This window comes from Nitrosomonas cryotolerans ATCC 49181, from assembly GCF_900143275.1.
Taxonomy (GTDB): Bacteria; Pseudomonadota; Gammaproteobacteria; order Burkholderiales; family Nitrosomonadaceae; genus Nitrosomonas; species Nitrosomonas cryotolerans.
This window is the reverse complement of sequence record NZ_FSRO01000001.1, coordinates 1,578,595-1,597,957: the sequence shown is the minus strand read 5'-3', so window position 1 is coordinate 1,597,957 and position 19,363 is coordinate 1,578,595. Positions and strand designations below refer to the sequence as shown.

Annotated in this window: 14 protein-coding genes and 3 pseudogenes; 7 read left to right on the top strand and 10 right to left on the bottom strand. The window is 42.5% G+C overall.

Features of this window, described 5'->3' with window-relative positions; all coding sequences use genetic code 11:
• Positions 1 to 182: 182 nt before the first annotated feature.
• From BUQ89_RS07150 to fdxA, 5 genes and pseudogenes are all read right to left on the bottom strand, one after another.
• Positions 183 to 1,445, bottom strand: coding sequence for a methane monooxygenase/ammonia monooxygenase subunit B (locus BUQ89_RS07150; protein ID WP_074202546.1), 1,263 nt, complete (start codon positions 1,443 to 1,445; stop codon positions 183 to 185).
• Complete coding sequence (locus BUQ89_RS07145) at positions 1,445 to 2,269, bottom strand: methane monooxygenase/ammonia monooxygenase subunit A (protein WP_036574070.1); 825 nt, start codon at positions 2,267 to 2,269, stop codon at positions 1,445 to 1,447. Before BUQ89_RS07145 ends, BUQ89_RS07150 begins: the two co-directional genes overlap by 1 nt.
• Before the next feature lie 195 nt (positions 2,270 to 2,464).
• The gene (locus tag BUQ89_RS07140; RefSeq protein WP_028461076.1) at positions 2,465 to 3,277 is read right to left on the bottom strand and encodes a methane monooxygenase/ammonia monooxygenase subunit C; all 813 of its coding nucleotides are present in this window, start codon (positions 3,275 to 3,277) and stop codon (positions 2,465 to 2,467) included.
• A gap of 784 nt (positions 3,278 to 4,061) precedes the next feature.
• Positions 4,062 to 4,826, bottom strand: a pseudogene (locus BUQ89_RS13250) (IS5 family transposase).
• A gap of 296 nt (positions 4,827 to 5,122) precedes the next feature.
• Complete coding sequence (gene fdxA, locus BUQ89_RS07125; RefSeq protein WP_028461077.1) at positions 5,123 to 5,446, bottom strand: ferredoxin FdxA; 324 nt, start codon at positions 5,444 to 5,446, stop codon at positions 5,123 to 5,125.
• 728 nt (positions 5,447 to 6,174) lie between these two features.
• Between fdxA and BUQ89_RS07120 the strand changes: the two genes are divergently transcribed.
• The 3 genes and pseudogenes from BUQ89_RS07120 to BUQ89_RS14180 all read left to right on the top strand — a co-directional run.
• Positions 6,175 to 7,506, top strand: a complete 1,332-nt coding sequence (locus tag BUQ89_RS07120; RefSeq protein WP_028461078.1) for a DEAD/DEAH box helicase — start codon at positions 6,175 to 6,177, stop codon at positions 7,504 to 7,506.
• Between the two features lie 91 nt (positions 7,507 to 7,597).
• Positions 7,598 to 8,024 (top strand): annotated as a pseudogene (locus BUQ89_RS07115) (IS5 family transposase); the annotation flags it as partial.
• A 99-nt stretch (positions 8,025 to 8,123) separates the two neighbouring features.
• Positions 8,124 to 8,518 (top strand): annotated as a pseudogene (locus tag BUQ89_RS14180) (transposase); the annotation flags it as partial.
• Between the two features lie 46 nt (positions 8,519 to 8,564).
• Here BUQ89_RS14180 and BUQ89_RS07105 read toward each other — a convergent pair.
• The 4 genes from BUQ89_RS07105 to BUQ89_RS07090 form a co-directional block, all read right to left on the bottom strand.
• Complete coding sequence (locus BUQ89_RS07105) at positions 8,565 to 9,563, bottom strand: polysaccharide deacetylase family protein (RefSeq protein WP_245812933.1); 999 nt, start codon at positions 9,561 to 9,563, stop codon at positions 8,565 to 8,567.
• Positions 9,560 to 10,372, bottom strand: coding sequence for a class I SAM-dependent methyltransferase (locus BUQ89_RS07100; RefSeq protein ID WP_051537541.1), 813 nt, complete (start codon positions 10,370 to 10,372; stop codon positions 9,560 to 9,562). The genes BUQ89_RS07105 and BUQ89_RS07100 overlap by 4 nt, the downstream gene beginning before the upstream one ends.
• A 30-nt stretch (positions 10,373 to 10,402) precedes the next feature.
• Positions 10,403 to 11,656: a putative O-glycosylation ligase, exosortase A system-associated gene (locus BUQ89_RS07095; RefSeq protein WP_051537542.1), complete on the bottom strand. Its 1,254-nt coding sequence runs from the start codon at positions 11,654 to 11,656 to the stop codon at positions 10,403 to 10,405.
• A 327-nt stretch (positions 11,657 to 11,983) separates the two neighbouring features.
• Positions 11,984 to 13,267, bottom strand: a complete 1,284-nt coding sequence (locus tag BUQ89_RS07090; protein ID WP_143071222.1) for a hypothetical protein — start codon at positions 13,265 to 13,267, stop codon at positions 11,984 to 11,986.
• A 763-nt stretch (positions 13,268 to 14,030) separates the two neighbouring features.
• Here BUQ89_RS07090 and BUQ89_RS07085 point away from each other — a divergent pair.
• The 4 genes from BUQ89_RS07085 (at position 14,031) to BUQ89_RS07070 (ending at position 17,705) form a co-directional block, all read left to right on the top strand.
• A complete protein-coding gene (locus BUQ89_RS07085; RefSeq protein WP_028461080.1) occupies positions 14,031 to 14,996 on the top strand; it encodes a GNAT family N-acetyltransferase in 966 nt (321 codons plus the stop codon).
• A 2-nt stretch (positions 14,997 to 14,998) separates the two neighbouring features.
• Positions 14,999 to 16,123 (top strand): hypothetical protein, encoded by a 1,125-nt coding sequence (locus BUQ89_RS07080; protein ID WP_028461081.1) that lies wholly within the window; start codon positions 14,999 to 15,001, stop codon positions 16,121 to 16,123.
• 109 nt (positions 16,124 to 16,232) lie between these two features.
• On the top strand, positions 16,233 to 16,871 hold the full coding sequence (locus BUQ89_RS07075; protein ID WP_028461082.1) for a GNAT family N-acetyltransferase: 639 nt from the start codon (positions 16,233 to 16,235) through the stop codon (positions 16,869 to 16,871).
• A 120-nt stretch (positions 16,872 to 16,991) separates the two neighbouring features.
• Positions 16,992 to 17,705 carry a class I SAM-dependent methyltransferase gene (locus tag BUQ89_RS07070; RefSeq protein WP_028461083.1) on the top strand — a complete coding sequence of 238 codons (714 nt, stop codon included), beginning with the start codon at positions 16,992 to 16,994 and terminating at the stop codon, positions 17,703 to 17,705.
• An 89-nt stretch (positions 17,706 to 17,794) separates the two neighbouring features.
• On the opposite strand, the gene BUQ89_RS07065 is transcribed toward BUQ89_RS07070, so the two are convergent.
• Positions 17,795 to 19,216, bottom strand: coding sequence for a lipopolysaccharide biosynthesis protein (locus BUQ89_RS07065; protein ID WP_074202545.1), 1,422 nt, complete (start codon positions 19,214 to 19,216; stop codon positions 17,795 to 17,797).
• Between the last annotated feature and the right edge of the window lie 147 nt (positions 19,217 to 19,363).

Below are 19,363 nucleotides of genomic sequence, written 5' to 3'. Positions count from 1 at the left end.
CTCCTGTCTGGTGAGCGCCTCCAAACAAATAAGGCTTGTTTATGCCCTTCCGTTTTTATTATTCCATTCCTGGATTTTGTGTGGCACTCTGAATTCGTGATATTACGTTATTTATAAAAAAACCGGCACACCTCTGTCTGTCTTACAACAGTGGCGTGCCGGTGTTTTATGCCGAACTTAGATTAAAGCTTAGTGAATACCGGTATAACTGCGCCAGCAATACTATTAATGTAACGATTACCTTCTTCGTCCCAAGTCATCAACAAACCACCAAAACGACTTTCCGGATCGCCCAACAGAGCCATCAGACGCTGAACTTCCCATAATGCATCTTTAGCTTCCATTTTAACCTCACGGGTTTCGCCTGGTTCAATCGCTGTATCATCATCCATCGATAAACCAGTCGCTACCAATTCTCTCGGATAAGCTGGATCCAAATGTTCTTGACCCAGCGCATTAACAAAGCGAACACCTGCTGTGGTGAATTCACCGATGTTAATACCGGTATCTCCGTTATTGGTGATGCTCATGGTCACACGCAATGCACGACCAGGCACGTCATAGTTAGCGTGGGTCACTTTAATCGCTACCGGATTAGGTGCGATTGGCAACGGTGCTACTTTAGACTCACCCGCTTGAATCGGTACGGTATAAGGATGTACGGTTTCTGTATAACGATAACCGCCCCAGACGATTGCACAAGTCAGTATTGCTACTGCCAAACCGACTTTCCTGTCCATCGGATCCAGCAACAACTCATCCCCATAAGCCAGCAATACACGGCTACGTGGCAGGAACATCGGACGTGCTACAAAGTAACCAATCCAGAAAACACCCAGACCCATCCACAATGCATGCCAGAATACACCATTGCCATGATTGAATGTTTCTGTGTCAATGGTCTTGCCTGTCAGTGTTTTAATTGGGTTGGTAAAGTCATCCCAGCTTCCGGTGATGTTCATCCAAGATGCAGGACCCGCAATCGGACCAGCGTCTTTCACGTTCACCATAGCGTGCATATGGTGACGTCCCGGAATTCTCGCTTTCAGCTTGACTTCAAATTCATAGTCACGGCCAATGACAAGTGGTCCAGCGATGAAGGTAGGTTCACCATTCAGCTTAGTGCTCAAACGTACAAACACAGGGCTAGGGCTACCTACGTTGAAGAACGCACGTTCAGGCTTGCCAACTGCACGTGGCCAATCTTCCGCCAAGTGAAATTTACCTGTCATCGTAGCGATATCATTCACTTTAGTCGTCTGAGGACCCCACTTCAGGTCATACCATTGTATGGTACGCATCCGTAAGAAAGGTTCTTGCGAACGTTCGCCGTGTGCCGCTACGGGTGAAACATCTAATACTACTGTTAATGCCAGTGTTGCTACACCATACGCCACTCCATAGAGACCAATGATGCCCAACTTAAATATGTTTTTTATACTCATTATTTAATCCCCTCTGCGAAACCTTCTTCACCAAATGCAGTGACATCGTGCTTCATGGACACCTTGCCTCTTGCACCTTTAACATAGTAAAACGCTGTACAGTAAAGTTTGCCAAAGTACCACCATACACAGAACATCAGCATGGAAACAAAGGCTGCAAAGAATGCGGCAATCACGGTCGTATGTCCACCAAAGGTACGTAACGAGCCTTGTTCAATCAATCGTACATATTCAGGTGTACCAGTACGAACATAAAGGAAACCAGTATAGTCCGCCAATGAGAGCAATACACCTTCAACCACTACAGGCAAGTGTGTTGGTCCAAAAATAGGCCAGTTACCTGGGTAGAAAAACAACCCAAAGAAACCACCACCAACCAATGCAGTAACCAACCAGCTGCGTGTCAGCAACATGACTGTATCCAGCATCAGTGCGCCAGGAATCATGGTAGATGGCAGTACAAAGTTCATGGGGTAATGTGACCACCAGTAGAAACCCCAGTAACGTGTCAGCCACTCACCTACTAGCAGACAGACGATACAGAGTGTCGCGCCAAACGGCAGACGATAGTTAACCCACAGATAGTACATAATTGCCGCACAATACATAATTCCGACAATCGGGGTAACCACAGGCCAGTATTGGCGATCCTTCCAGTCAAGCCAGAAATCCCAGTCTCCAGCTAATAGCATGAAGTGCATGTGATAGGTCCCGACCAGAAGGATACATAAAATTGGAAAATATACTGCATCGATCATTCTCGACATCTTGATCGCCTCAGGCGGCATTTTTGCTGCCTTTAAAATTTCGTCTGTTCTGCTCACTAAATCCTCCCTCCGATTGTTTCGTGTGATATTAAATTTAAAAACATGGCGATTCTCTTATTATTTTTTTCTGCGGTTTACTGCGTCGTTAGTTTGTATCGGCTTCTCCCTAAAATACAAACTAACGTCATTACAATTTCCAGACATCCCCACTTCAATAAAGCACGATACGAGGATATCCATCATAACCTGAGATTAAGGAACAATCCGGTTATTGAGAATTTCTTTACTCTGATTATTCCAGATCACATCTGTCAAGTTGGAATAACGCGTAATGATCTGTGCTGCAATCCCACCTGAGAACAGTCCAGCCCAGCCCAATATCACAAAACCCCAGTGTAACGGTGCACTGAACAGCTCTTCCATGAACCAGAAAGCATGACCCCATTCGTTAAGACCCACGTTTGGCAGAATCATGAGTGGGCCTGCAATTGCCATAACCAGTGGAAATGATGTACCGCGGCTATACAGTGGCAGACGGGTCATTGAATATAGGTATGAAGCAACACCACAAACGATATACATCGGGAATGAACCATAGAACACTACAACGTGACTTGGGGTAAAGCTGGTGTCACGGATAATAACCTGGTGCCAAGATGCATCTTGCTCAGTAAAGAAACTACCACCCCAGTAAACACCAAACAGGTAGATACCCAGCCACATCAGAAAATAGAAATAACGTTTGACTTCCAGTTTCGGATCCAGATTATCCAATTGTTCTTTGGTATCGCGAGTCTTTAGAATCCAACCCCAAGTGACTAATGCGAATAATGGCATAACGGTCATATGCACGCGCCACAGTCCCATCCAGACGCGTTCGAATTCCGGTTCCATTGAATCCATACCATGTGAATAAGCAAATGTACGCTGATACCAAATCCAAAAAGTCGCTAAAGCAAGCATTGTCGCTAGACCGATCTTATAGTACTTTGAGTCGTACCATTCTGTCATGTCATAGTCAACTTTTGCGCTGGCTGCGCTACTTGTTCCCATTGTTGTTGCCATGTTTGTTTCTCCTGTTTCTTTCTGTTAATCAAAACTATTACCAAACAATCACTATTCTAGCTTTAATATCAATGAGTCGTAAGAAATAATCGATACTTATTGCTTCAATTTAATAACTACGCCTGATTAAGCAAGTTTCGCCTACCCGTTAGCTATAGCCCGCAGGCTAGTCGACCTTGGGGATTGAAGTCAAGTGGTTTGTCATAAAAATTCCACTTTAAAGATAAGGACACTCCCTATATATCTTAAATTTCCTTTGCTTCATAATGGATTAAATACATTTCACTCATCTGTAATATTTTTGATGGAAAATATGACTACAACTATTTTCTGATAGTTATTTTTTCGATAAAATGGGCTTCACTCTATTATGTGATCATAATGGAGAAACTTGGACTTTGTTCTCCTATTACCCTATACCTCTATTATCGGGCTGAGACCTTTGCAAAGGTCCTCGCCAGAAGTTTTATGATATTGATTACAAATAGTTAATTTTTAAACTATTGGGCTTTTGCAAAGGCCTCGGGCTATAAACAAAATAAAATTACGTCGCCATCAGTCCTGATTGCTACAGATATGTATCAGAAATAACATTTGATCTACTTGATTCAGTGCTCGCTTAAAGGCAAATACGTCGACACTAACCAAAATCGTACAAACTTCACTAACACTAGAGAATCAACTGTCATCGCACCAACAATTTTGCTGCTTATAACGACAGCCTCAGAATTACGCAATACTCCCGCTCGTCTATAGAAAATCAGATACGTCTTAGATAGCGTAATCATGAGATGCTTGCCCGGAGAGCGATACACCTGATCTGCACAACGGCAAGAAATGAAGCGGTATTTTTGGCATATCTTGTGGCAATACCGCGCCATCTCTTGAGATAGAGGAAAATATTTTCAACCAGGTGTCGTAATTTATAGCGTTCCTTGTCGTAAGGCCTTCATGCTGTACGATTCTTTTTTGAGGAGATTACGATTTCCATACCCTCCCTCCTTGCCTGTTCAATAATTGCATTGTTGTCATAATCGCGATCTGCCAGTAAATAATCCGCATCAAGTTCTTTGATTAAGCGATCAATCTGCGTGCAATCCGCTGTGGTACCTTGTGTAATAAAAACTCTGACCGACATACCATGCGCGTCCACGGCCAGATGCATCTTGGTATTGAGCCCCCCTTTTTGTGCGACTCATGTCCTGATTTCCGCCCCTCGCCCCAGCGGTATGGGGATGAACCTTGCAATGACTGGCATCAATCATAAGCCGTTCGTAATCCGGATCGCCAATCGAGATCTCCAGTAACTTTTTCCAAATGCCCTTGTCGCGCCAGCGGGTAAAACGGCGGTGCGGGTTGCTCCAGCCTCCATAATCCGGCGGCCAATCCCGCCACAGTGCGCCCGTGCGAATAATCCAGAAACAACATTAATAAACTTGGCGATTATCTCTAGCTAGCCTCCCCAAACGCCTTGGCGGCCAGGCAAATGAGTCTCAAACAGTGCCCATACTTCGTCTGGTATATCATGCCTACGATGTGAATGTGTCATATGAAATTCTTTCTTTTTTTACAAGCATCTCATATTTCTCATTTCGTGACTACATTATTTAATACTTCTCAATCTGAACAGAAAATAACAAGCTAACATTAGCCTTAAATTACGCCACTGATCAATTCAATTTGATCAAACTTACCTTTAAGCGCTAATGCAAACCAAAGATTAGCCGTAATGACCATAACATCAACACCAAAGCGCTTAAAAATTTCAAATCAACAAAACAAAAATGGATTGTATAAACCGAGGAAAATTAATAGGCGGCGAGACATTATGCCGCTTCTTTCTAGTTAGCGTTGCAGATGATCCAGCTTGTTTGTTTCATTAGCCCATTCATCTGCATCAGGTAACGCGTCCTTCCTTTCTATTATAGGCTGCCATTGTTTGGATAACTCAGCATTAAGCACAATAAACTGTTGCTGATCATCTGGCACATCATCTTCGGCGCAAATAGCTTCGACCGGACACTCAGCAACACATAACGTACAATCAATACATTCATCTGGATCAATTACCAGAAAATTGGGGCCTTCCCGAAAACAATCGACTGGACATACATCTACACAATCTGTGTATTTACACTTGATACAACTTTCGGTTACAACATAAGTCATGACAGCTATTCCTTGCGTAGTTCTTAGAGAATCTGCAATTTTAACAGAGATCTTACCGATCTCGCCATTAGCAACTAGTCTAAATTTTATATATACTTTTTTATCTGAGAATATAACTTACTGAATTAAAATTAGTATCTTAATTCAGAACAAGCTAGAATGATTCAACCGGTTACATACTGCATACATCACAAGCTTTGATAATCACTCTCCAAAACATCATCTTTCACCTCTTCAATCAAAGGATATCTTCTCATCTCAAGGGGAACGAATACGCACATTAATCGTCAACCGAGTTTAATTCCCCATACTAATATATTCTCTGCCGGTTTTTATGGCATTCAAACTAGGCCACGTTACACACATTCGATATATATCAACCAGCGAAAGATCGAATAAACAAGATTGTTAATATAATTTACTTTCCCTGCCGAAACGATATCTTTTTACCTCCCAGGAATTTATTATCTTCACCAAACAGCGAGAAAATGATAGAACGACATGCAATCTGTTATAATCTTTGTTTGCGGTATTCGCTTCATTCACGTCTGCTCGCTACTCGCTTTATTTCCCACACTTCAGAGTAATTCTGCAAATCCAACCTCTTAAGTTAGACAAGACGACGTGCGATAGCTATTCGCAAAGCCCAAATGTATCTTCGCCCATTTGCTTAAAACTAGCGTTTTGTAACTGGAACGACAGACCGATGCCACTCTTTTTGGAATTTTATGTCTTTCACTACTCTCGGTTTGTCCGATAAAATTATTCAGGCTATTACTGAACGTGGCTATGCCATCCCAACTCCCATTCAATTACAAGCCATTCCTGCCGTACTAGCCGGTGGTGATTTATTAGCTGGTGCGCAAACCGGTACGGGCAAAACCGCCAGCTTTACCCTGCCAATTCTACATCGATTATCCAACAAGCATATTAAGGAAGCATTCAACGAACGGCCACCAGTACGTGCACTGATTCTTGTCCCCACTCGTGAACTTGCAGTACAAGTAGAAGAAAGCGTGCGCGATTATGGCAAATATTTAAAATTGAGTTCAATGATAATGATCGGTGGCGTTAACATCAACCCACAAATCTCTCGCCTAAAAAAGCCTGTAGATATTCTGGTTGCCACGCCCGGGCGCCTACTGGATCATGTACAGCAAAAAACCCTCGACTTATCGCATATTGAAATTCTCGTGCTGGATGAAGCTGATCGCATGCTCGATATGGGTTTTATTCGCGATATCAAGAAAATACTCGCATTACTGCCCAGGCAACGACAAAACCTATTATTTTCCGCCACTTTCTCGGACGAGATTCGAACACTAACGAGTACATTACTTGCTAAACCGGCGATAATTGAGGCAGCAGGTCGCAATGCGACTGCCGATATGGTGACACACGTGGTACATCCGGTAGACCGCGAACGCAAACGTGACCTGTTAATCCATCTCATCAAACAAGATCACTGGCAACAAATACTCGTCTTTACCCGCACCAAGCACGGTGCTAACAAACTGGCTGAATATCTGACCGCGAATGATATTCCAGCTCTCGCCATTCACGGCAACAAAAGTCAATCGGCTCGCACCCGGGCGCTGGCAGAATTTAAAACCGGTAGCATCCGAGTGCTCGTAGCAACAGATATTGCTGCCCGTGGTATCGATATCAGTGAACTACCGCACGTAGTTAACTTTGACCTGCCCAATGTAGCGGAAGACTATGTCCATCGCATTGGTCGTACTGGCCGTGCCGGTACAGAAGGTAATGCCGTATCGCTAGTATGCATCGATGAACATAAACTAGTAACAGATATCGAAGCAGTAATCAGGTGCAAGTTGCCCAGTAAAATTATTACCGGTTTCGAGCCTGACTCACGCATCAAGGCTGAACCTATAATAAATAAGCGCAGTAGCCATTCGCGCAACACCACATCCGCACGTAATCAATCAAAAAAACCAGCAAAGGGTAAACCAGCGATTCGAAAATCAGCAGGACACGCATCGCAACCGACAACAAGTCACCCACCTGCATTATATCGACCTGATCGGCGGGGGCGCTAACCCAGACTTTTCTCAGTTTTCCATCGTTTGGATGTACACTTAAAAACCACCCTCTACTGTACCCAAGAACATCATATGGGGTATAAATGATATCGTATGTTCATATCGCAGGCATGATATATCAGACAAGGTATGGGCACCGTTTGAGACTCATTTGCCTGGCCGCCAAGACATCTAAGGAGGAATAGCTAGAGATAACCGCCAGTTCATTAATGCCATTTTCTGGATTATTCGCACAGGCGCACCGTGGCGAGATTTGCTGCCGGATTATGGAGGCTGGAGCAACCCGCACCGCCGTTTTATCCGCTGACGCGACAAGGGTATTTGGAAAAAGTTACTGGGAATCTCTTGATTGGCGATCCGGATTACGAACGGCTTATGATTGATGCCAGTCATTGCAAGGTTCATCCCCATGCTGCTGGGGTGAGGGGCGGAAATCAGGACATGAGCCGCACAAAAGGGGGTTCAATACCAAGATATATCTTGCCGTGGATGCGCAGCCAGTCAGAGTTTTTATCCCAGATTTTCCATTAGGAATTTCCCAATAACGAAAAACTAATGGAATGAATAGCCTACATCAAAACAATCAGGAAGAAAAACTTGCAAATTAAAGCAACCATAATTTAGAGAATTCCAAATGTATTCAATAGGTTCTTCTAATGGAAAATTTGGGTTTATTACACAAGGTACCACAGCGGATTGCACGCAGGTTGATCGCTTAATCAAAGAACTTGATGCGGATTATTTACTGGCAGATCGCGGTTATGACAGCAATGCGATTATTGAACAGACAAGGAGGTAGAGTATGGAAATCGTAATCCTCTCAAAAAAGAATCGCACAGTACGAAGATCTTACGACAAGCAACGCTATAAATTACGGCATCTGGTTGAAAATGCTTTCCTCCATCTCAAGAGATGGCGCGGTATTGCCACAAAATACGCCAAAAATACCGCTTCATTCCTTGCCGCTGTGCAAATCAAATGTATCACTCTCTGGGCAAACATCTCATGACTACGATTTCTAGAAAAGATTCTGTTTGAAATTGCGACCCAACAAACTAAACAGTTTTCACGGGCTTAAACATATTTCGTGCCATACGTAACAAAAAATAATGTTGCTTTCTATCCCAAGGCGTAAATCGAGGTAGCTGATACTGGTCATCACCACGTTTTGCAACGCCCCAAGCGGTCGATACTGCTGCACTGAAACCTAATTCCTTTACTATATTCACATGATCCAGTTGATAATCTTGCCCTGGCTTTCCATTCGGGTAAGCAAAGAACTTAACAGGAGCGCGAATGATGCCTTCTAGCCGCTCCTTCCCTTCCGCAATTTCACTCCGTGCCATATTATTTTTGATGCGTGCTAGTATAGGATGATTCATAGTGTGTCCGCCTATTTCCATTCCGGCACTATGCAATGCTCTTATTTGACTAGAAGACATCATCAAATCATCAGGTAAGTGGATTGGTAATAAGGCACACATTTTGTCAACTTGAGATTGCCTTACTTCAAGTGGTAAATATTTCAGTGTTGAGAGCAATGAGAATAGGGTTTGCCTGCGCTGCATAAGCGAACCGATCGCATAATTCCCAAGACCGATACTTGTCAGATCCAGTGAATCTCCCGGCACACGTCTAACAAACTCGATTACACTATCGTTCCACATTCTTCCGCCATTAATGCAGCCAGCTGCAATGAAGAATGTTGCTGGAACACCATATTGCTTAAGTATCGGTAATGCCACTTCCGCGTTATCAGCATAACCATCATCAAAAGTAATGCAGAGCGCCCTACTAGGAAGTGTGCCTCTACGCAATCCCAGAATAGCATCGGGTAATGAAAGCACATTGAAATACCGGGTCAGATAGCTCAAATGTAGCTCAAAGCTCGCCTTATCTTCTCGTCCGCCCAATAAACGATCCGGCTCCAACAAAACCCGGTGATAAATAACGATGGATAAACACGCCGAATGACCCGAAGGCGACAGCAATGAAATCAGTCTACGCAGAAACATATACCCCATATTATTACTTATCGGTAGCTTATTATTCATTTCAGGGGGCGCTCTCCCCGAAATATAAATGCATGACTAAAAAGTGTTCCAAGCAGCGGTATATAGCAAAAAAACCACTGCATGGTACTTGTCTCGACTATCCATTGAAATCGATGATAACGAGAAGGAAAAATGGGTAACCAATATAATTCCACATTCTCCAGCCCATTCGATTGCATTAATCGCCGAATATGATGATGAGATTCGTAGCGCAAGTGCATGGGGCGCCCTCGAGCCCAGCGTAACAACGCTTCCCATAAATGAGGTAAGCACCAACCGTTTAATGCATCAATCCATACCTGCCCACCCGGTCGAACTACCCTTGCAAGTTCACTAACTACCGTTTCCGAGTTCACAAGTGCCTGAGTTACACCAAAACATATCACACCATCAACACTATTTCGCTTTACAGGAATTTTATTGACATCTGCAGCACACCAGCAAACCAAACCGGTTCCCTTCTTCCTTGCCTTTTGTAGGGTCGGAAGAGAATAATCAAATCCAATGACACTCTTATTTTGTTCCACAAGAAATGCCGAATATGTTCCCGCTCCGCAACCGATATCCAACCATAACCCATCATTAGACGGTATTCTCTTCCACAGATGGACAAAATGGCGCAACCTGGCCTTCAATCCGGTGGATGACCAACCAGCAATAGCGGCATCATCTTCAGAATTAACTGCAAACCCTTCAAATCTCTTACGCCATTTTTTTTCAAAACTATTCTGAGAAAGCTTTTTATCAGGTGGATATTGACCTGATACGCCTGTCGTCTCTTTTTCTTTACTTTTATTATTGCTTATCATCGGGCAAGAATATAGTCTCAGTTAATCATTTTAAGGAGATGGTTGTTCTAGAATTCTTAACGTTAAAACCAATATAACTAGAAGATGATAGCCAAGATCAAAATATGCCAGCCCAAGAAATGCGCCACCAACGGCATAACCCACAAAACTTACCTGTATCATTGCAGCCAGATCATATGCCCATTTATCCGGATGAGATGTCTTGGTTAAGAACATAATTCTCGTGGCAGTTTTCCAGGTAAGAAAACCTAAAATCAGAAAAATCGTAAGACCGACAAAACCATGTTCTCCCAAGATCTCAAAATAGATACTATGAACATCATGATATTTCCCCGTTCCTGCCCCCACTAAACCCGGTGAAAAACGCTCATAATTTTCAGCATTAAAGCTTTCAAACCCTCCACCTGTTAATGGCCGCGCAACCGCCATTTCATATGCAAATTTCCATGCCTGGAAACGTCCCTGTGCAGAGCTATCTTCCTGATGATCCACTATCGTACTCATTCTATCGTGCCATTGTTGTGGCATAAATATAAGAAGTAAAGGCATCATCAGCAGTATGATAATCAGTGGCACCAGCTTCTTCCGACTTTTTAACCATATAAAAAAACTAATTGCTGCGATAGCAAGCAGTGCACCCCGTGATTGTGTGCCAAAAATCGCAACCGGTATCAATAATAAGGCCAGTATCAATCCAGCACGAATCCATGTCTGGGCAGTATTGAGATATAAATACCAGATTAATGGCAAAACCATGACAAGCGCTAAACCAATCTCCGTATTCCCCGCGATAAAACTGCCGGTCGGTCCCAATACATGATCACCTCCCCCACTCGTTAAGGTAAAGATTCCACCCTTGATTCCATAAAAGCCGATAGATAATGCGATTACCCATATAAGGCTATGGATTCGCTCCTTAGTCCCCATAACCCATAAGGTTATAAATATAACAATTTGTATTTTAGCTACTTTTTGCCACTGAGGCCATGAATCCTCGGGCTGCAAGGAAAAAATAGTGGTGATTAAAAACCAAATATTCAAAAAAACAAGCCAGCGAATAATTGGCGGCCAAGAAAAAACCAATTGCTTTCTAGAAACAAAAAGTGCAACGATCGTTATTGCTCCAACTATTGCTGCAAATGGAAAATTATAAGCAAAGCCCCACCCCAGTCTATGTGGATTCATATAACCTAACCATGACCAAAGCAAAACACCAATCTGAGGATTGGTGAATACGAAGGGCAGCCCTCCCAGCACAATAATAGCAACCAGCACATCTCTCACAGACTATTCATTTAACGCATGAGTAATGAAGCCAGCTACAAACCAAGCTGGAATAGATGGTCAGCATGAGCTTATTAATATTTCCGCATCAGAGCTACATGAACATGACATGATACCTGCTCCTTAAATAGATTTTGTTAATTGAAAATGGTCCACAGTGTTTTATACTGCCTATTTTAGGCATAAGTAATAAATTTCATTCTATTGCCTGAAAGTCAGAATAGTCATTAGCCAGATCTAATTGTATTCGGCATATAAGTTTCTTGGCAATATCCGAAAAACAATCTCAAAATCTGTTCAAACAAAGCAGTTCACTTAACCACGCGATCATACTGATCCATTGTTTATTTGATGTTGCAACAATAGCGCATCGACAAAATATTTAGTCGCCCAATTCGGATAGCCTGCTCGCATATATCCACCAAATATAGGAAAAGATCCAGCAATAGCGCCATTCAGCGCCAGATTGGTGGAATCCACTACCTGTAATACTTTTAATGCATCAACTAATCTATTGGCAGCCTGTTTGTATTTGATTTCACCAGTGAGCTCAAATAGTCGATAGCAAACAATCGCAATCTGTGCGTTACCTGTGAGGCAAGATGAGAATGCTGCGGGCTCCCAGTCTGCATAAAAACGCCCTGCTAGTAACCCCTGCTGATTAATACGTGTAATCAATGCATCCACAGATAGTCTCGTTGCGGTTACAATATCAAGACGTTCTGCAGCCACACCAACTTCCAATATCCCCTGCAAGGTATAACCAATTGTATGCGTAAGTGGTGCAGTGGATCTGGTCAAACAATTGTGTGCAAACCAACCATTAGCCTGCTGCTGGCGCAAAGCTGCTTCAACAGTCCGGATCGCAGCTTCCTGATAATGTCTCTCTCCGGCGAGTGTTCCAAACCGATACATTGCCCAGGCACATAAACAAGTATATGTCTTAATTTCATCTGCGCTAACATAGCTACCATTAGTATGAAAATAACCGTTTGGATCTATATCTGCCACCAGGAAATCGGCAGCACGACGACCTGCTTCCAGGAATCTTTCATCACTCGTTGCACTAAATGCGGAACACCATCCATCAAGCACCATCCCAGTATTGAATGCCGCCGCAGTCTGCTTATCCGGCAAACAGACTGGCCCGCCCTGAACTGCTCCCGTTGGCATTTGGATTGCTATCTCCCACTGCAGCATTTTGAGTGCAGCATCCTTGGCAGCTGAATCATCAAAACACCTTGCATATGTCAACAGTGTCGTTGCGATATAACCGCTTGTTTCCGGATAGGATGGCAACCACGCCACTCCCTCGCGACGACACGGAAAATAACCGATTGATACACCATCATCTTCTGTCACTTGCTGTGCATAGAGTAACCACTCTACCGCCTTACTTGCATGGAATAAGGTTTTACCCGTCTCCGGCTGGATCGCACAGGTTATATAACGCCATTGATCTTTCAAAACATGGCGCATAAATACGCGATTCTGTCGTTTCGGTAATCGCATAATCTCACCAATCAGTGCATTCATATCCCAATACTGTTGGCGCAATCCACTATTAGCATAGCTATCCCGCATGATTCGTATAAAAGTACTAAATTTCAACTGACCCCCAAATCTTTAAGCCAAATCAGACCAAACCATAATTAACATAATAGTTTCTGCAATATGGATACCAGCAAGACAGCTATTCAATGACCGGCAATTATCGAATTATATTCCAGATTATTCCTGGGTGCCTTATCGGTACAAATGACCGAACCTTAAATTCTAAGCGAATACTTATTCACGTCACAGGCTATAACCAGATCTCCGGCTCCTCCCCATTCCGTACCCTAAATAAGTCGACCCGGTAATTACATATACTCGACATCTAATCCGCATCAATCCACCACGAAATTTGTGGATATCAATATTCTTTTAGCTCATAAATCCAATCACTGGCAAATCAATCGTCATAACTTAGCCTATTAGAAAACTGGATAACAGGCTTTTATCGCATCGCGGTTCAATACCTTGAGTATTTTTTAAAATAATGGAATCGCAATCAGCGCTATTGCATAACAATTACTTTTTAGTCAATATGTTTGAAATCAATACAGATTATCAAAGAGCAACACAAGCATCGCTTATATCTTGAATATAGCATAAGAAGTTAAATTCATTAATTTTCTAAAAGATATATCGTGAAACAACATTATATAAACCACTTAAGTAGGCAAATAAAAATAAACCGATACTCTTATCTATTTTTCATTTTAGATTAGAATATAACGCATGAACGAATTCATGCTACCAATATGAACTGTTCTTTTCGTGCGGAATATCTATACTTACCATACACAAAACTTAGCGCTGCTCAATTTAAATGACAAATTTTTCTGCTGCCGCACTGAATACACCGATACTCGAGATTTGCATGACTCATATGCAAAATCTTCATAATCCATTTTATACACCAGAATATATTACCTATCGGCGTTCTCAAGGCGATATACCCTGGATCCTGTCCAGTAACTCTATTCATACTCAATCAGAAATATACTGTTTGGCTTTTATGAAATCTGGACGACTGAGACATTCCCTTGAAATACCATCTATACCGGATATTTCAGGAAATGAACCTTTCTGGCACGGGCTAATGGATTTCTGCCGCAACAAAGGCATTTCCAATCTGTCGATAAATAGCTTTGGTGCGCAAGGTGGACTAATTCCACAATTGAAGCATGAACGAAGTCGTAAGAAACGATATGAATACATATTGGATCTAACCCACCCTGACGCCCTAAAAAAAATGTCAAAACAACATGTACGTAAAGTTAAGCAGGCACAAAAAGCCGGCGTAAAAATGCAACGTACATGTCATCAGGAAGCAGTTGAAGCACATGTGCGTTTGATCAGCCTTTCCATGCAGCGGCGAAAAGCGCGTGGAGAGAACATTACAATTTCAGTTCCCACAAAAAATATCCAGCATTTAGTTAGTACCGGCACAGGAGAGATTTTTCAAACTGTGCTAGCTGATCGGGTCGTATCCTCAAACTTGATTCTGCGGGCACCGAGAGCAGGCTACAATCATTCTGGAGGAACGAGCCCAGAAGGCATGGATTGCGGTGCATCTCATTTTCTCATTTATGAAATTGCCGGTGCGCTTCGTGATGAAGGAAAAAAGACACTCAACCTGGGAGGTGTTGACGATCCGGATCCGAAATCTGGATTAGTCAGATTTAAAGCTGGTTTCGGCACTGAACGGATTCAGCTTGAAGCAGCGCGATTCATGCCGAGAAGCGTTGTATTCGGTTTCTTACAACACTTTTTATCGTCAATAAGGAAATAAGCTTGTCCGCATTTAGACCTTTACTTCGACGGATTCACACTTTATTGCCGGATAACATTCGCCGTCCAATAGATATTGCGGCAATAAGTCTGCAAAATACGCTGCAAAATTGGCATATGCCCGCCCACGTTGTGCACGCTTTACTTCCTGATGGTCATACCCAAGGCACGATTCTCTATCTTGGGGATCAACTTCAGTATAAATCCTGGACACATCAATTTTTCGGACAGGCAGTTGAGCCCACTTTCGTGGGTCAATTTACTTTATTTCAGATATTATCTGGACGAAATTCAGCGTTATCAGCCGACATAATACTTTGTCCATTGAATCCATGGACGCTGTCTTTATTTACGCGTTTTGGATGGCACATTATACCCTTGAATGTCAATTGTCATGTCGATCTGAGCAAACCAATTGAGGAACTACTTCGCAGCAAGGGAGCAAAGGAGGATTTACGTGTAGCGCGTCGTCTGGGTTATCATTTTGATTTTCCAAAAAACGATGCAGCCATTCATGAATTTTTCCACCAAATGTTAATTCCGACAGCAAAACTTCGACATGAAGAGCGTGCATTTTTATCCCAGTGGGAGAATATTAAACGTATTTATCAGAATGGAGTTCTCATTTCTGCACATCTGGACAATCAATGGGTCGGTGCAATATTACTCGCACGAGAAAATGCGGAAACTATTCGATTCGCAAACATGGGCTGGCGAAATGGGGATGAACAATGGCGTAAAAAAGGCATCGTGGCAGCCCTCTTTAATCAATCCTTTATCTGGGCACAAACGAATCGATTCAAATGGGCCAACCTCGGTTCTAGTAATCCTTTCGCGAATGATGGGCCGCTTAATTTTAAGCTTAAATGGGCTGCAACGCTTACTGCACCCGAACCGAGTTTTATCGATGGCAAACTTGAAGGTACGCGATCATTCATCGGTGTGAAACTGAATCTCACATCATCTGCGACACAATCTTTTCTTACATCAACGCCATTACTCGAATACAAAAAGGGTCAGTTAAGAGCAATCGGGTGGAATGCCAAAATTCCACCCTTGTTCCAACGACAACTTGATCTCGGTTGTGAGTGGGTTAATCTTGCCGAATCTCATGATATAAATCAATAATCGTGATATTCAAGCACTCTTTATTTCACTTCAATTACTCTGTTGATTATACATAGCTTAATTGACGTGATTGTTTCCATAGATATTCCTGTTTTTAGGGAGTGACCCTATGTTGCCGATACAAAAAATCTATAAGAGCTTGACTGCTTTTATCAAGATTAACCTAAAACGAATAATTCCTATAAATCGGATTCACATCGATTCTCTTATTGACCTGAACAGACTCCTGCTGTTTAGCTGGACGCCAAGTGAAATGCCCCCTTTCAAACCAAGACCTGACCTTGAAATCAGGAAATTAACTCGGAAAGATTTTTCTGCTCTGATGTGTGATAGCGGGAGATTTTCAGAACAAGCAAAGCGATACTATCTGAAGCGCGGCATCGAAACAGCCTACGGCGCTTATATCGATGGGGAATTAGTTCATATAAGCTGGGTTTACACTGCGGCCGAATATTCAAAAGAACCTTTCCAGCGACTCGCTCTTGAAAATCATGAAGCAGAAATCGTTAACTGCTTTACATTAGAAAAATGCCGCGGCTTTGGAATTTATCCCTATGCAATCCAATTCCTATCCAATCTTCAATTTCAAAACGGAATGAAACGTGTTTATATGATGGCTGATCATAAGAACTACGCTTCACAGCGTGGAATAATTAAAGCTGGGTTAAAACCATTAGGCCGAGTCACCTATATACGTTTTCCCGCAACATCTAGCCGGAGTATTTATTATCGGCGGCACCAGAATTAAACAGGCCTATTCTGGTTATTAAACTTAACACACAGGAGTGCCGTTAGCTTTTTTCTTCTAAAGAAAATCAGCATAAGCTTTTCGGTGCGGCCGAAAATAACTCAATTAAGGAGTAATGACATGATCCCTTGGCGCATAAAAGCTTTTTTCTCCGAACACTTTCCACTTGGATATCACTTACTTGTAAATTTACGTACTCGACATGAATCGGAAGAATACTGGAATTATGCATTCGATGTCAGCTGGCAGGCCGGAAGTCGCGACTGGCCGACCAAGAATCGATTAGTAAAAAATCTGACATCGAGTACTGATCGAATCCTAGATGTCGGTTGTGGTACAGGCGCTATGTTGCGATATTTAAAAGAATACCATTATACAAATCTCGAAGGCCTCGAGATCTCAAGTCGTGCTGTTGAAGTACTCGGTGAATACGGTATTACCATGCATCATGCGCGCCTTCCTGATCTACCGCTACCCGAAGAACAGTTCGATGTGATTGTCGCATCTCAGGTTCTGGAGCATATTATCCCTCGGCGAAAATTTTTGCATAAATTACAGCGCTTATTGAAACCAACAGGATCGCTTATAATCTTTGTTCCTGATAATTGCCTAGGCCCCATAGATGAGCCAAGTCATGTCACCAAATTCACCAAAGAAAGCTTAACAAAAACACTATCAGTTCATTTTAGTTCGGTTTTCGTTAACAGTATGAAAGATGAAAATTTTGAAATGCCCATTCTATTCGCATATGCTCAAAATCATGCAGAAGCCCGCTCATCAAAAGAATTGACAAATGCAGTGGCAGCAGCACAATACACATCACCGTCTGAATAATGTATTATTTCGTGCAAGTAATCAGATACCACTAGGATAATAATACTCTGTTTTTCCGAGTTCCAGTCATCACCGGCTACACTCGATTTTCATCTGAATATATTAAGTACTTCTCGATAGCCTTGTCTGTTAAGAAATAAGGTCAGCCCACCATACGTCAATACGCCAGTTACAAACATAGCCATAAGCTGCATCAATTGACTCACATCACCGACAAGCAGCCAGCGAATACTCCAGACTGCCGCATACATTCCAACCGCTGCGGCCAACGCTGGCACAATAGCCATTAGTAAATCACGTAATCGCAGTCCCATCACGCGCAAGGAATGACAGTAATTAAGAAAGACTACTGGATATACGGCAATCCAGCTGATTGCCACACCGATAATTCCCCACTGACTGCCCACTAGAAAAGCAATCGACATCACGCATGAAGCAAAAAGTAAATTCTTCATATTGATATCGGGCCGTCCAAATGCATCGGTCGCGGACGAAAAGAAATTATCCACCATACGTAATGGCATCACTAACGTTAATAGTTGCAAAGGTAAAATAGCACTTTGCCATTTCTGTCCTAGAAATATCAAAATAATTTCATGCGCGATACTGGAAATACCCCACAGCACAGGGAAAGCAACAAGGCTGAGGATACGCACCGCTTTAATTACAGAATGGCACAACTGTTCACGATCATGCTGATAACGTGAAAACACGGGAAAAGCAACCTGTTTCACAATAGCGGATACCCGCTGCACGGGTAGCGAAGCAAGGTGCATCGCCACTGAGTAAAAACCAAGCATTTCTTGGCCGAGTAATTTACCAACAATAATGATATCAGCCTGATTAAAAAAGAACCAAAGCAGGCGAGATATCGTGACCGTACCGCCAAAAGTTATAAAATTTCGCATACCCAACAAAGAAAAGTTAGGCAGCTTGAAAAATGGCGCAAACAGATTTACCGCCACCACTCTCCAGCTTGAGGCAAAAATAGTTCCAAAAACAAGCGACCAAATCCCATAACCTGAAAGGGCTAGAATAAGCGTCAGAACACTACTGGAAACTGCGGCAGTCAGATAAATAAGTGACAGTTTCTTGAATTTCAACTCACGGTGCAACAGTACATCTGGAATTGTACCAACCATTGTAAGTAGGAATTGAAGCGATAAAACCTGCAAAATCGGGATAAGACGTTCATCACCGAAAAAACTGGCTATATATGACGTAAGCAGATTAAGTACGACTAGCAAGCTTAAATTTATTACAATAATAATACCGAAGGCTTGGCGTAATGAAGCCTCATCTATTTCCTTCTTTTGTATCAATGCAGGGGTTAATCCTGCTTCGGCCAACATGAGCATAAATGCAATAAATACGGTTGCCATGGCAAGCAAACCATAATCCTCTGGTGACAACAAACGCATCACCATGAGCGTAATACCCCAGGTTACTATCTGGCCGCCAAATTTTGCGCCGGCGGTCCATTTCAGACCAGACAGAACTTGCTTACGCATCGTCATAGATAGCCATCTCGATGCAATCTCTTGCGAATATTTATCTTCATCCGATTTTTTTATTTTTTTTCAAAGAAGTGTATCTTTTAATTTAATTCTTAGCTTCCATACTCATTCCCAAATAGGCTCATTCATTGAACTAAGGAT